The 13,984-nt window shown below is 72.3% G+C and carries 14 protein-coding genes; 11 read left to right on the plus strand and 3 right to left on the minus strand.

Annotated elements, in window-relative coordinates:
• The first annotated feature begins 12 nt into the window (after positions 1–12).
• Genes O7602_RS30365 through O7602_RS30380 form a run of 4 tightly spaced genes read left to right on the plus strand, consistent with a single transcriptional unit; the run spans position 13 to position 3,704 of the window.
• Entirely contained in the window at positions 13–522 is a 510-nt protein-coding gene (locus tag O7602_RS30365) for a cupin domain-containing protein (RefSeq protein ID WP_281586004.1), read from the plus strand.
• Positions 523–578: 56 nt separating this feature from the next.
• Positions 579–1,769 (plus strand): methyltransferase domain-containing protein, encoded by a 1,191-nt coding sequence (locus O7602_RS30370; protein ID WP_281586005.1) that lies wholly within the window; start codon positions 579–581, stop codon positions 1,767–1,769.
• Entirely contained in the window at positions 1,766–2,818 is a 1,053-nt protein-coding gene (locus O7602_RS30375) for an NAD-dependent epimerase/dehydratase family protein (protein ID WP_281586006.1), read from the plus strand. The genes O7602_RS30370 and O7602_RS30375 overlap by 4 nt, the downstream gene beginning before the upstream one ends.
• Before the next feature lie 13 nt (positions 2,819–2,831).
• Positions 2,832–3,704 carry a Gfo/Idh/MocA family oxidoreductase gene (locus tag O7602_RS30380; RefSeq protein WP_281586007.1) on the plus strand — a complete coding sequence of 291 codons (873 nt, stop codon included), beginning with the start codon at positions 2,832–2,834 and terminating at the stop codon, positions 3,702–3,704.
• Between the two features lie 45 nt (positions 3,705–3,749).
• Here the strand turns inward: O7602_RS30380 and O7602_RS30385 are convergent, their stop codons facing one another.
• Positions 3,750–4,352 carry a PT domain-containing protein gene (locus tag O7602_RS30385; RefSeq protein WP_281586008.1) on the minus strand — a complete coding sequence of 201 codons (603 nt, stop codon included), beginning with the start codon at positions 4,350–4,352 and terminating at the stop codon, positions 3,750–3,752.
• A 193-nt stretch (positions 4,353–4,545) separates the two neighbouring features.
• On the opposite strand from O7602_RS30385, the gene O7602_RS30390 reads away from it, so the two are divergent.
• The 7 genes from O7602_RS30390 to O7602_RS30420 all read left to right on the plus strand — a co-directional run bounded on the left by O7602_RS30390 (position 4,546) and on the right by O7602_RS30420 (position 12,118).
• A complete protein-coding gene (locus tag O7602_RS30390) occupies positions 4,546–5,838 on the plus strand; it encodes an efflux RND transporter periplasmic adaptor subunit (RefSeq protein ID WP_281586009.1) in 1,293 nt (430 codons plus the stop codon).
• Between the two features lie 70 nt (positions 5,839–5,908).
• Positions 5,909–6,661, plus strand: a complete 753-nt coding sequence (locus O7602_RS30395) for a response regulator transcription factor (RefSeq protein ID WP_281590631.1) — start codon at positions 5,909–5,911, stop codon at positions 6,659–6,661.
• Positions 6,658–8,343 carry a HAMP domain-containing sensor histidine kinase gene (locus tag O7602_RS30400; protein ID WP_281586010.1) on the plus strand — a complete coding sequence of 562 codons (1,686 nt, stop codon included), beginning with the start codon at positions 6,658–6,660 and terminating at the stop codon, positions 8,341–8,343. Before O7602_RS30395 ends, O7602_RS30400 begins: the two co-directional genes overlap by 4 nt.
• A 45-nt stretch (positions 8,344–8,388) precedes the next feature.
• On the plus strand, positions 8,389–9,606 hold the full coding sequence (locus tag O7602_RS30405) for an efflux RND transporter periplasmic adaptor subunit (protein ID WP_281586011.1): 1,218 nt from the start codon (positions 8,389–8,391) through the stop codon (positions 9,604–9,606).
• Entirely contained in the window at positions 9,606–10,346 is a 741-nt protein-coding gene (locus O7602_RS30410; RefSeq protein ID WP_281586012.1) for an ABC transporter ATP-binding protein, read from the plus strand. Before O7602_RS30405 ends, O7602_RS30410 begins: the two co-directional genes overlap by 1 nt.
• Positions 10,343–11,536: an ABC transporter permease gene (locus O7602_RS30415; RefSeq protein ID WP_281586013.1), complete on the plus strand. Its 1,194-nt coding sequence runs from the start codon at positions 10,343–10,345 to the stop codon at positions 11,534–11,536. Before O7602_RS30410 ends, O7602_RS30415 begins: the two co-directional genes overlap by 4 nt.
• A 21-nt stretch (positions 11,537–11,557) precedes the next feature.
• A complete protein-coding gene (locus O7602_RS30420; protein ID WP_281586014.1) occupies positions 11,558–12,118 on the plus strand; it encodes a DUF5666 domain-containing protein in 561 nt (186 codons plus the stop codon).
• A gap of 96 nt (positions 12,119–12,214) precedes the next feature.
• Here the strand turns inward: O7602_RS30420 and O7602_RS30425 are convergent, their stop codons facing one another.
• Positions 12,215–13,003, minus strand: a complete 789-nt coding sequence (locus O7602_RS30425; RefSeq protein WP_281586015.1) for an ABC transporter permease subunit — start codon at positions 13,001–13,003, stop codon at positions 12,215–12,217.
• Positions 12,996–13,910, minus strand: coding sequence for an ABC transporter ATP-binding protein (locus O7602_RS30430; protein ID WP_281586016.1), 915 nt, complete (start codon positions 13,908–13,910; stop codon positions 12,996–12,998). Before O7602_RS30430 ends, O7602_RS30425 begins: the two co-directional genes overlap by 8 nt.
• Between the last annotated feature and the right edge of the window lie 74 nt (positions 13,911–13,984).

Consider the following 13,984-nt stretch of genomic DNA (forward strand, 5'->3'; position numbering starts at 1 on the left):
TGGGAGGAAACGATGAACCCACCGCCACACCCGCTGTCGCATGCCGAGTACACGAAGATGGTGGACGAGGAGCGTTACCCCGACGACCCGCACGTTCCCCTGGACGAACCCTTCGTCAACGCCGCGGGGAGCATCCTGAACGTGCTTCTCGAGAGGTTCACGTCGGTGGCACTCATCGAGAGTCACCCCGGCGCCGTCCGCGCCAACCACTATCACAAGACCGACTGGCACTACACCTACGTGCTGTCCGGCAGCGTCGTCTACGGCTGGCGGCCCGCGGACGGCACGGACGGCGTCCAGGTACGGACGTTCGAGGCGGGTCAGCTCTTCTTCACCCCACCCCTGGTGGCGCACGTGATGTACTTCCCGGAGCGGACCACGTTCATGACGTTCGCCCGGAACAAACGCGACCACGAGTCGCACGAGAGCGACGTGGTCCGCGTACCCCCGATGTTCGACCTCACCTGGTCGTCCTTCGCCGGGAGGTACGAGTACGCCGTAGCCGGCGGATCGCCGTCGTGACCTCGGCGCGGGTACGCCGCACGTGCGCGTTGTGCGGCACCGGAACCGCCGGTCACGTGGTCCTGTCACTCCCGTCCACGCCCTGCGCGAACGGTTTCGTGGACAAGCCGCAGGAGCAGGAGCGCTTCCCCCTCGACCTGCAACTCTGCCCCGCGCCGGAATGCGGGCACCTCCAACTCGCCGCGGTGGTCAGCCCGTCCCTCCTGTTCGACAACTACGTCTACGCCTCGGGCACGTCGCCGTCGTTCGTCAAACACTTCGGCGACTACGCCGAGCGGGCGATCGACCTGCTCGGCCTGGACGAGAAGTCGTTCGTCGTCGACGTCGGGTCGAACGACGGAACGCTGTTGCGGCAGTTCGTCGAGCGGGGCGTGCCGGGTGTGCACGGCGTCGAGCCAGCGCGGGGGATCGCCGAGATCGCCGAGTCGCGCGGCGTACCCACGACGGTGGCCTTCCTGGACGCCGCCCTCGCGCTCGACCTGCGCGACCGGTTCGGGCCCGCGGACCTGGTCACCGCGAACAACGTCTTCGCCCACATCGGTGACCTGGCGCAGGCCGCCTCCGACGTGCGCTCCCTGCTCGGCCCGCGCGGGGTGTTCATCTTCGAGGTCTCCTACCTCGCCGACGTCGTCGAGGGCCTGCTGTTCGACACGATCTACCACGAGCACGTCGCCTACCACGCCGTCCGCCCGCTGGTCCGCTTCTTCGACCGGATGGGAATGACGTTGTTCGACGTGGAGCGGGTCCCCACCCACGGCGGCTCGATCCGGGTCCACGTGGCGAACGACGACCGTGCCGTCAGCCCGCGGGTGGCGGAACTCGTGAGATCCGAGGAGGAGGCGGCGCTCTTCTCCGCCCGGACGTACGAGGACTTCGGGGAGCGCATCCGGACCCGGGGGCAGAAGCTGCGGGAGCAGATCGCGACCCTGAAGCACGACGGATGGCGGTTCTGCGGTTACGGGGCGCCGGCGAAACTGACGACCCTGATGTACTCCTTCGCACTCGACGCGGACGACGTCGAGTTCATCGTCGAGGACAGCCCGCTCAAGCGCGGACTCTTCACCCCCGGCACCCACATCCCCGTGGTCGGCCCGGAGCGGCTCGCGGAGGTGTCCGGTCAGCGGTACTGCGCACTCGTCTTCGCCTGGAACTACTACGACAACATCGTCGCCGGCCACGCGGACTGGTCCGGTCTCTGGATGAATCCGCTGACCTTGGCACGGCTGGACGGGAGAGCAGTCGAATGAGCACCCTCATCGATTCGGACATCGACGACATCTGCGTCGGCCTCGGCGAGTACGCACAGCGGTTCGACGGCAAGCGGGTCCTGATCACCGGCGCTCGCGGGTTCGTGGGTCAGTACCTGACGGCCGTCTTCCGGAGGCTCAACGCGAAATACCTGCGCGAGCCCTGCCAGGTCCTGGCGATGGACAACCTGCGGACGCCCGCCGACGGCAGCGCCACGCCGCTGGAGGACCCGCACATCACCTTCGTCGAGCACGACGTCGTCCTGCCGTTCAGCCCGGGCGGGAAGGTCGACTTCGTCGTGCACGCGGCCGGCATCGCCAGCCCGTACTACTACCGCAAGTTCCCGCTGGAGACCATGGACGTCGCCACCCACGGCCTGCGGAACATGCTCGACGTCGCGCGTGCCGACGGGGCGAGGCTGCTGTTCCTCTCGTCGTCGGAGATCTACGGAAATCCCGACGCCACCCACGTGCCGACGGCGGAGGACTACAACGGGAACGTCTCCTGCCTCGGTCCGCGTAGCTGCTACGACGAGTCGAAGCGATTCGGCGAGACGCTGCTTCAGGTCTACGTCCAGCAGTTCGGCGTGGAGGCGGTGATCGTCCGGCCGTTCAACGTCTACGGGCCCGGCCTGAGCCGCGAGGACTACCGCATCATGCCGAACATCGCGGTCCGGCTCTCGAACGGAGAGGCGATCGACGTCTACGGCGACGGGACCCAGACCCGCACGTTCTGCTACGCCACCGACGCGATCGTCGGGTTCCTGCTGGCGCTGCTGCGGGGGCGCCCCGGCGAGGCGTACAACGTGGGCGCGTCCGGTCCGGAGGTCTCCATCATCGACCTGCTGGAACTGGTGCGCGACTCCGTGCCGGCGCCGGACCTCAAATACACCGTGCGGGACTATCCGGACAGCTACCCCGGTGACGAGCCGATGCGGCGCTGCCCGGACCTGGTCAAGGCGTTCGACCACCTGGGCTACGAGCCGACCGTGCCCTTCACCGACGGCCTGCGGAAGTTCATCACCTGGTCCCAGGAGTACTACAGGTGATCCCGTGCCGCCGATGAGGCTGGGGATCGTCGGCACCGGGCGGTGGGGGTCACGGTACGTCGAGACCGTCGGCCGCATGTGGCCGGAAGGCGAGGTGCTGATCTCGGAGGTGGCCGGGCGCCGGGATTCGCCCGGGGCGCTCATCCGGAGCGCCGCGGTGGACGGGATCATCGTCGCCGCACCTGCGGCGACGCACTACGCGATCACGATGGAGGCGCTCGACGCCGGCGTTCCCGTGCTGGTCGAGAAGCCACTGGCGCCCACCCTGAGCGAGACGCTGGCGATCCGGGACCGTGCGGAGGCGCGCGGCAGCACGGTCATGGTCGGCCACCAGCACCTGCACGCCCCGGCCTTCCGGGAGCTGCGCGAGCGGGTCGCGGGCCGGGCGGTGAGCACGATATCCGGCACGTTCGGCGGCGACGGGCCGGTGCGCGCGGACTGCGACGTGCTCTGGGACTACGGTCCGCACGACTTCGCCATGGCGCTCGACCTGCTCGGCGACCAGGGACCGGTGACGCGGGAGTACGCCCGGTGCGAGGTCCCGGCGCCGGGCCGGCAGGACTGGGACGTCGGCGTCCGCGTCGGTGGAACGCCGGTCAGGTTCCGTTTCACCAACGCCGCGACGGCCCGGCACCATCGTTTCCGGGTGCGGCTGAGCGACGGCGGCGAGTACCGGTACGACGACTTCGCCCCGCACCGGTTGACCCTCGACGACGTCCCGATCGACGTCGCGGACACCCTGCCGCTGGACAACCAGATACGGGCGTTCGTCGCGGCCGTCCGCGGCGATAACGTCCCGTCGAGGACTTCCGATCTGGCGCTCGCGGTGCGGGTGGCCGAGGCGCTCACCAGGCTCAGCGCGACCCCGGCCGGCACCGACGCCTGATCTGTGGCGCTCTCGGTCCTCCGGCCGACCACGCGGTGGTGGAGGTCAGTTCGGCGCCGGTGGGCTGACCGGCGCGCAGGCGGTCAGCGCCTCCTTCGCCTTCGCGTCGGACGGGTCGAGACCGTCCGGGTCGACGCCACGCCCGGTGAGACAGGTGCGGTAGGCCGTGTCACGCCCGGCGTCCGGCGCGTCCGACCCACCGGGCCCGCCCCGCCCACCGGGCCCGCCCCGCCCGCCAGGTCGCTCGGTCGGCATCAGCGAGGAGCACGCCTCCTGCGCCTTCTGCCAGGTGGCCTCGTCGACATCCGCTGGTCGGCCCATCCCCGGAAACCCGCGTCCCGCACCGCCGGACGGGCGGGCCGTCGGAAAGCCGGACGGGCGGGCTGTCGGAAAGCCGGACGGGCGGGCCGTCGGAAAGCCGGACGGGCGGGCCGTCGGGCGGGCTCGGGGAGAGCGGTCCGGGTCGGCGGAGGGCAGGACGACGCCGTGGTCGCCCAGGCAGTTCCGGTATGCGACGAAGCCGTTGTTCCCCCCACCGTCGGTCGCGGTGGCGGTGGGGGCGTCGTCCCCGCCGCAGCCGGTCAGCAGCGCCGACGCGGCGACGGTCAGGACGGCCGCCAGCAGGCGGCTTCTTCCAGTCTTCGACACGGAAACTCCTCAGCCTTTTCCGGGACCCGCTCAGGCAAGCGGCCTCAGCTCCGGGGCGCCTCGGACCCGGCTGGGAGTTGCCTCGGAGCTTCCCGGCGACACCGGGCGGACCCGCCGTCAGGGCCGCTCCTTTGAGGCAACTCCGAGCTGGGACCGAGCCGCCGGAGAGGAGCGCCCGGCAGACTGACCCGTCATGGGAGACGGCCAGGCCCGACTGTGGCGCACTCGACGGGGCCGCTGGGGAGCCGCTGCCGCCGGTGCCGCGCTCGTGCTCGCCGCCGCCGGGGCGTTGGTGTTCACGGCGGGCGCCGACGAGGTGCCAGCCCGGCCGGTCACCGTCGTGGTCGACCGCGGACCTGTCGAGATCGAGGTCGCCACCACGGGCACGGTCCAGACGACGACCACCCGGGCGCTGAGTTTCACGGTCTCCGGCACGGTGGCGAGCGTTGCCGTCCGGCCCGGTACGGTGGTGCAGGCCGGGCAGCAGCTTGCCACGCTCTCGGACGAGGACGTCGCCACGGCGGCCGGTGCGGTCGACCGTGCCGAGCAGGATCTCGCGGATGCCCGCAACGCGCTGGCCGAGGCGCGCGAGTCGACAAGTGCGGCGTCGAACTGCCCGACCGCCGCCGTCCGCGCGGTCGGCTCCGCCAGCGGCGCCCTCCGCACCGTCGCATGGATGTCGCCACAGCCCACCGGGACGGTGACCCCCACTGCCCCGGCGGCATCAGAGTCCGCGACGCCGACGCCGTCCTCCCCGGGCGCGCCGCCCACCTCCCCCGCCCACCCCGCTCCCACCCGCACCGCGCCCACCAGCTCGGGCACCGTGCGGCCCGAGGCGACGCGAGTGCCCGCCTGCGCCGGCGGATCGTCGGGCGGAAGCGACCGGATCCTTGACGCCCAACGCCGGGTGAACCAGGCCGAGGCAGCCGTGGCGGAGGCGGAGAGCACGCGGTCCGGTGTCACCGTCGTCGCGCCGATCCGGGGCACCGTCCTGGCGGTCGCCGGCAAGGTGGGCAGCGCGGTCGGGCGAGGCGCCACCTTCATCACCCTGGCGGACACCTTCAACATGCAGGTCGAGGCGAAGTTCCCGGAGGCGGACGCGGCGGCGATCGCGGTCGGGCAGACCGCCACGGTGGGCCTCGCCGACCGGGCCGGCGAGACGTTTCCGGCCACCGTCGTGCAGGTGGACCCGGCCGGCACCGCCGACGGCCAGTTGGTCCGTTACGGCGTCGTGCTCTCGTTCACCGAGGCCCCGAAGAACCTGCTGATCGGGCAGACCGCGGCGGCGACCGTGCGTACGGGCTCGGTGGCAGACGCGCTGCGGGTGCCCTCCACCGCGGTGCACGATGTGACGGACGGCCACGGCCGGGTGCGGTTCGGCGCCTCCGGTGAGACGCGGACGGTCGCCGTCGGTCTGCGTGGCGATCAGTACACCCAGGTCATCGATGGTTTGACTGCCGGTGACGTCGTTCTGCGGTCGTGGTGACAGCTGGGACACAGGTTCAACACAGGTCGCTCCGAGGCGGACCCGGTAGGCAGGGTCGGTGCAGATCGACATCCCCCGACCGACCGGGGGCGGCCCGGTCCCCGCTCTCGCCGGCACGGCCGGCGCCGCCCGGGTCCTGGTGGTGGACGACGAGCCGAACATCTCCACGCTGCTCGCCTCCGCGCTGCGTCTGGTCGCGTACGACACGCGGGTGGCCGCCAGCGGCCGGGCGGCCCTGGCCAGCGTCGAGGAGTTCGACCCCCACCTGGTCGTCCTCGACGTGATGCTGCCGGACCTCGACGGGTTCGAAGTGGCCCGGCGGCTGCGTGCGGCCGGGCGGCCGGTGCCGGTGCTCTTCCTGAGCGCCCGGGACACGGTGGAGGACCGGGTGGCCGGGCTGGTCGTCGGCGCGGACGACTACGTCGCCAAGCCGTTCAGCCTCGAAGAGGTGGTGCTGCGGATCCGGGCCATCCTGCGACGTAGTCAACCTGAGCCCTCGGCGGTGCCGGAGACCTCGACGCTGCGCTACGCCGACCTGGAGCTCGACGACGGCGCGCACCAGGTGCGCCGGGCGGGCCAACTGGTGGAGTTGTCACCGACCGAGTTCAAACTGCTGCGCTACCTCCTGGTCAACGCCGGCCGGGTGGTGAGCAAGGCGCAGATCCTCGACCGGGTGTGGAACTACGACTTCGGCGGTGACGGGCGGATCGTCGAGTCGTACGTGTACTACCTGCGGCGCAAGGTCGACCGGCTCGGCCCGCCGCTCATCCACACGGTTCGCGGCGTGGGGTACACCCTTCGGTTGTCGACCGGGGACGAGTGAACGGCCGACTGGGGGTGCGCCGGTGGGCGCACTGGACGCTGCGGTCCCGGCTCGTCCTCGTCATCGGCGCGCTCACCACGGTCGCCCTTCTCGGTGCGAACACGGCCGGATTCTTCCTGCTCCATGGCTATCTGCTGGAGCGGATCGACGACCAGTTGGCGGCCCAGGCCCGTCCGTTGCACGCCGTCCGCGGGCCGGGGACGGCGTCCAGAACCGGTGACTCCACAGCCCCGGGTGTCGGGCCGTCCGCGAGCCCGGCTCCCTGGGCGGAGCCCGAACCGACGTCCGGTGCCGTGCGTGGCCTGCCCGGCCGGTTCGCCCGCCTGGGACAGGACCAGCTGGTCCTGGTCTATCGCCCGGACGGCACCCGGGACGCCGAACGCAGCAGCACACCGGCGACGGGGAGCCCGGATCCGGGCACGCTCGCCGAGGTGCGGGCGCGAGCCGCGACCGGGCGTCCGTACACCGCTGCGGCCGGTGCGGGCGGGGACGACTGGCGGTTGCTCGCCGTGCCGGTCGGGCAGGAGGGCGCGGTGGTGGTCCTCGGCGTGTCCCTGAGCGAGGTGGACCGGACCGCCGAACGGTTGCTGCTCATCGACGGGGCGGTCACCGCCACCGTGCTGCTCGGGCTGGGTCTGCTCGCGGCCTCGGTGGTCCGGTTGGGGCTGCGCCCACTGACCACCATGGAGGGCATCGTCGCGGGTATCACCGGGGGTGAGCCGACCCGCCGGGTCGACGGGGCCGACCCGCACACCGAGCCGGGGCGGCTCGGCGCGGCGGTGAACCTGATGCTGGACCGGATCGGCGCCGAGATGGCCGCCCGTGCCGCCTCGGAACGGCGGCTGCGTCAGTTCGTCGCGGACGCCTCGCACGAGCTGCGTACCCCGCTCACCTCGATCCGGGGTTTCGCGGAGCTGTACCGGCGCGGCGGCGCTCCGCCGGGGCCGCCCCTCGACGAGGTGATGGGCCGCATCGAGGGCGAGGCGGCCCGGATGGGTGTGCTGGTCGAGGATCTGCTCCTGCTCGCCCGGCTGGACCAGCAGCGGATCCCGGTGTGGTCTCCGGTCGACCTGCTGGAGGTGGCCGCGGACACCATCCGTGACGCGCACGCCCGCACACCGAGGCGGCGTGTCCGGCTGACCACCCTGGCCGACCGCGACGACTCGTTCGAGCCGCCGAGCGTGCTCGGCGACGAGCACCGGCTCCGCCAGGTTGCGGCGAATCTGGTCGGCAACGCGCTCCAGCACACGGGGCCGGAGGTGCGGGTCACCGTCCGGGTCGGGCGGTTGCCCGCACCACCGGCCGACCCGGTTGTCCGGTCCGCCCCGCCGCCCGCGCCGGACGGCGGGCTCGCGGTGCTGGAGGTGCACGACGGCGGGCCGGGGATACCCGTGGCGCACGCCGGTCGGGTGTTCGAGCGGCTCTACCGGGTGGATCCCAGCCGCGGGCGGGGCAACGGCGGCGGCTCCGGCCTGGGGCTTTCCATCGCCGCTTCAATCGTGCACGCCCACGGCGGCTGCATCGAGTTGGATACCGCGCCGGGTGCGGGAACGACGTTCCGGGTGCTGCTGCCCACCGCGCCCGACGATGCTGCCGGGCATCCCACCGCCGGGGTACACGCCGCTTGCGGTGCCCCGGCCGACCAGCCCGCGTTGCGGACGGCGATTCCGAGCCAGCTCTGAGCTTCCCTGGAACGTTCTCCCAGCCGGCCGGTGAAGGCTTCGGCCATGCGTGTGCGCCTGCCGGCTCTCCTGCGCCGGCCTCCCGTGGCGGTGAACGCCGCACTGGCCCTGCTGTTGCTCGGCGGCGGCTACTGGGCCTGGTCGTCGGTGACCGGTGACTCCGCGGCACAGGTGGAGCCCGGCCGGTCCGCCCGGTCGGTCGTGGTGTCGCGGGGCACGGTGACCGCCACGGTCACGGCGGACGGCTCGATCGAGAGCGCCACCACGGCGAGCGCGGGCTTCGTCACCGCCGGCACGGTCACCGACATCCGGGTACGGGTCGGGCAGACCGTCAAGAAGGGACAGCTGCTGGCCACTGTCGATCCCGCCGCGGCCGAGCGGGCGCTCAAGCTGGCCCGGGCGAACCTGGACGCCGCCGAGAACGCGCTGGACCGGGCCCGGGCCGCCGACGGCGACACCTCCTCCGCCGAGAACTCGGTGACCCAGGCGGAACTCGCGGTCGACGAGGCCGAGGCCGGGGTTGCCGGGACGAGACTCGCCGCGCCGATGGCCGGCACGGTGGTCGCCGTCAACGGCACGGTGGGCAGCTCGTCCGGCGGTGGATCGACCGGCAATCCGGGTGGTGGCTCCCCCGGCGGTTCCGGTGGCCAGCAGGACGCCGGCACGTCGAGCACGGCCACCGGGTTCGTGGACCTCGCCGACCTGACCCACCTACAGGTCAGCGCGGCGGTCGCGGAGGCGGACGCCACCCGGCTCAAGAGCGGGCAGACCGCCACCGTCACCTGGAACGCGCTGTCCGGCGCCCGGGCCGCCGGGACGGTGACAGCCATCGACCCCCAGGCCACCACCAGCAACAACGTGGTCACCTACGGCGTGACGATCGGCTTGGGCGAGCTGCCGACCGGCGCGAAGCCGGGGCAGACGGTCACGGTGAGCGTGGTCACCGGCACCGCCCAGGACGTCCTCCTGGTCAACTCGACGGCGGTCAGCGGCAGCGGTGACCGGCACACCGTCACCGTGGTCACGGAGACCGGCGAGGAGACACGGCGGGTGCAGGTCGGACTCGCCGGGAACCAGGCGTACGAGATCACCTCCGGGCTTGCCGAGGGTGAGCGGGTCGTCCTGCCGGGAAGCAGCGCCGGGACCGGCAACACCGGCGGCGGCCTCCGGGGCGGCGGGAACCTTCCCGGCGGCGGCTTTCCCGGCGGCGGGTTCCCGGGTGGCGGCCAGGGCCCGCGACAGGCCGGGAACGCGGGCCGCTGATGGACCTCCGGGACACGCCGCACCGTCCGGTCCTGGACGTCCGCGGGCTGACCAAGGTGTACGGCGAGGGGGACGCGGCGGTGCACGCGCTGCGCGGCGTCGACCTCTCGGTCGAGGCGGGCGACTACGTGGCGATCATGGGTTCGTCGGGTTCCGGCAAGTCCACCCTGATGAACATCCTCGGCTGTCTCGACGTGCCGTCGGGCGGGCGGTACCTGCTCGACGGGGTGGACGTGAGCAGCCTCGCCGACCGGCAGCTCGCGCTGGTCCGCAACCGGCTGATCGGCTTCGTGTTCCAGGCGTTCAACCTCATCCCCCGCACCAGCGCGCTGGCCAACGTGGAGCTGCCGCTGGCGTACGCAGGCGTCCGCGCGACCCGGCGCCGGCGTCGGGCGATGGCCGCGTTGGACGCCGTCGGACTCGCCGACCGGGCCGACCACCATCCCAACCAGCTCTCCGGCGGGCAGCAGCAACGGGTGGCCGTGGCCCGGGCGCTGGTCACCGAGCCCGCGCTGCTGCTCGCCGACGAACCCACCGGCAACCTCGACAGCCACTCCACCGAGGACATCCTGGTCATTCTCGACCAGCTCAACGCCGCCGGCCGGACGATCGTGCTGATCACCCACGAAACGGAGGTCGGCGCCCGGGCCCGGCGTCTCGTCCGGCTCTTCGACGGTCAGGTCCGCGTCGACACCCGGCAGGACGTGCCGGGGCGGCACACGGCGGGAGCACCGAGGTGACCCTGGTCGAGATCCTCCGCTTCGCGCTGCGCGGGGTGGCCGCCAACAAGCTGCGCTCGGCGCTGACGATGCTCGGCATCCTGATCGGCGTCGCGGCGGTCATCCTGCTGGTCGCGGTGGGCAACGGGTCAGCTCAGGCGATCACGAGCCGGATCGAGGCGCTGGGCACCAACACCCTCACGGTGACCGGCACCAACCGGGGCGGGGGCGGCGGCGGGCTCACCGTGGAAGTGGCCGACGCGCTGGCCGACCCGGTGCTCGCTCCCGACGTACGATCGGTGTCTCCGCTGGTCAGCGCCGCAGCCACGGTGACCTACCAGGGCGCGGAGCACGAGGTCGGCCAGTTCGTCGGCACCCGGCCGAGCTGGTTCGACGCCTCGAACTCGCCGGTCGCCAGCGGCACGGTGTTCAGCCGGGACGACGAGGCGCAGGGCCGCCGGGTGGTGGTCGTCGGAAGCACCGTCGTCGACGAGTTGTTCGCCGGGGCCGACCCGATCGGGAAACAGGTCACCGTCGGAGGCGCGCTGTTCACGGTGGTCGGCACGTTGGCCCCGAAGTCCGCGACCGGCTTCCAGGACGCCAACGACCTGGTGGTCGCCCCGCTGCGGGCCGTACGCGAGGTGCTGACCGGCTACGGGGCGCTCAGCTCGATCCTCGTCGAGGCGAGGAGCCCGGAGCGGGTGGAGGAGGTGCAGGCGCAGATCGGCACGGTGCTCGCCCAACGGCTGCCGGGCACCGGCGCCGGCAGCACCCCGTACCGGATCCAGAACGCCGCGCAACTGCTCCAGACGCAGACCGAGACGGCCGACACGTTCACGGTCCTGCTCGGCGCGGTTGCCGCGATCAGCCTGCTCGTCGGCGGTATCGGTATCACCAACATCATGCTCGTCACCGTCACCGAACGGACCCGGGAGATCGGTATCCGTAAGGCCCTGGGCGCCCGGCGCCGGACCGTCCTGATCCAGTTCCTGACGGAGGCGACCCTGCTCAGCCTGATCGGCGGGGCGCTGGGGGTGGCCGCCGCGCTGGTCGGGTCCCGGTTCTCCATCGTGGGCGTGCGGCCGGTGATCGTGCCGAGTTCCGTCGTGCTGGCCCTCGGCGTGTCGGTCGCGATCGGGCTGTTCTTCGGCGGCCTGCCGGCGGCCCGGGCGGCCCGCCTGCGCCCGATCGACGCCCTGCGTTACGAGTAGCTCATCCGGAGAGGCGAGGACATGGACGACACCGACACCGTCATCTTCGAACGGGCGGCAGCCGAAGCGACGGGGCAACCGGATCGCGCGGCGGAGCCCGACGGTGACCTCTCCGCCGCACTCGCCGCCGCCGCGCCACGCCGCTTGTGGAACCGGGGCACCGTCGTGCTGGCCGGCCTGGTGCTGGTGCTGGTCGGCTTCCTGGCCGGGACGCAGGTGCAGCAGCGCTGGGGGGACGCCCCGGCCGCGGCGCGCCCCGGCCGGACGGGGGGCTTCCCGGGGGCGGCGCCCAGCGGGTTTCCCGGCGGGGGTTCGGGGCGCGGAGAGCTGGGCGGTGGGTCGACCCCGAACTCCGCCGCGGTGGCCACCACCGGGAAGGCGAAGCTGATCGACGCGGGTGTCCTGTACCTGGAGACCGCCGACGGCACCGTGGTCACGGTGCGGACCGACGACCGCACCACGGTGCTGACCGGCCGGAAGAGCGAGCTGGCGAAGATCAAGGCTGGGCAGACGGTCAGCGTGCAGGGCGACCGGTCGGCGGACGGCACGGTCACCGCCACCACGGTCACCGCCACCGGCTGACCCGGGCCGGCCGCGCCTTGTCGGCACCGGGCCTGCCCCGGGCGCCTCGACCGGGCCGCTGCCGAATCGGCAGGTCGCGTCCGTTCCGCCCCAGGCTCAGCTGGTCAGGTCGCGGCGGTTGAACGTCGTCACGGCGATGGTCAGCAGCACCGCGGTGACGGCGGCCAGGATGCTCAGGTCGGCCCATTGGAAGCCGTGACGCAGTGGTTCTCCGCCGATGTAGTAGTGGAAGGGGGAGGCGTAGCGGAGGGCGTCGGCGTCGATCTGGGTGGCGGCGGTGCTGGCGGCGTAGGTGAGGACGGCGATGGCCGCGGTGCCGGCGAGGGCGGCGGGCCGGCTGCCGGTGGTGGCGCCGATGGTGATGGCGATGGTGCCGAAGACGATGATCAGCAGTGCCAGGGCGAGGCACTGGGCGGTGAACTGGCCGATGCTGATGCTGTCGAGTCGGGCGCTGGGCCGGACGGCGAGCATGGCGAGCAGGACCGCGGTGGCGACGAGGGTGGCGCCGACGGTGAGCGCGGCGAAGCGGTGCAGCAGCAGCCGGGTCCGGCTGACCGGGTGGGCGAGGAGCAGGTCGAGGTAGCCGGCTTCCTCGTCGCCGGCGACGGCGCGGGTGCCGGTGGCGATGCCGAAGATGACCGCGATCAGGGGCACGATGATGCCGAACACGCTGGAGCCGAGATAGCCGGCGGCGGAGGCGAGGTCTTCCATCCGCAGTGCCTCGCGCAGCGCGGGGGAGAAGCCCTGGACGGTCTGCCCCATCGCGCCGTCGGCGACCTGCGGGTAGAAGCCGGCGTACATGGCGCCGACCAGGGCGGTGCCGGCGGCGAATCCGGCCAGGGCGCGCCGGCCGTCCCACAGGGTCTTGGTCAGGACGTCAGGCATGCGTGGTCTCCCTGCTCGTGGCGTCGGCCTGGTAGTAGGTGAGGAACAGGTGTTCCAGGTCGGGTTCGGTGGCGCGCAGCGCGGTGACCCGGTGCCCGGCGAGTACGCGGATGAGCCCGTCGGGGCTTCCGGCGAGGCGGAAAGCGGCGGTCGGGCCGTCGACGGTCAGGCCGGACACCTCCGGCAGGGCGGCGAGTGCGGTTTCGTCGATCGGGCCGGCGAAGGTGACCCGGAACTGGTGCACGTTGCGGTCGCGGAGGCGGGCCACGGTGTCGAGCGCGACGAGGTGGCCGTCGCGGATGATGCCGACCCGGTCGGCGACCGCCTCGACCTCGCTGATGATGTGCGAGGACATGAACACCGTCTGCCCGGCGGCTCGGGCTTCGCGGACCAGGTCGAGGAAGGTCTGTTGCGCCAGGGGGTCCAGCCCCGATGTCGGCTCGTCGAGGATCAGCAGGTCCGGGCGGTGCATGAACGCCTGCACCAGGCCGACCTTCTGCCGGTTGCCCTTGGACAGGGTCGTGATCCGGGCGGTCAGGTCCAACTCCAGCCGTTCGGCCAGCTCGGCGACGTGGGCCTTCGGTACGCCGCCGCGCAGGTCGGCCAGGAAGGCCAGGCACTCCCCGGCCCGCTGCCGTGGGTTGACGACGAAGTCACCGGCCAGGTAGCCGATGCGCCGGTGCAGCGAGACCGCGTGCCGGCGCGGGTCGTGCCCGAACAGCAGCGCGCGTCCGCTTGTGGGCCGGATCAGGTCCAGCAGCACGCGGATGGTGGTCGACTTGCCGGCCCCGTTCGGCCCCAGATAGCCGAACACCTCACCCTCGGCCACGGCGAGGTCCAGGTTCACCAGCCCCCGGTGGCGGCCGTACGTCTTGGTCAGCTTCTCCGTCTCGATTACCGCTCTCATAGCTTGGAGAGTATCGAATGTTCAGAGATTTCTGAAGATCGGAAGATGTTAGGCTTCCGGATGATCGAGTGCGG

The sequence above is a fragment of the Micromonospora sp. WMMD1128 genome, assembly GCF_027497235.1.
In the GTDB taxonomy this organism is placed as follows: Bacteria; Actinomycetota; Actinomycetes; order Mycobacteriales; family Micromonosporaceae; genus Micromonospora.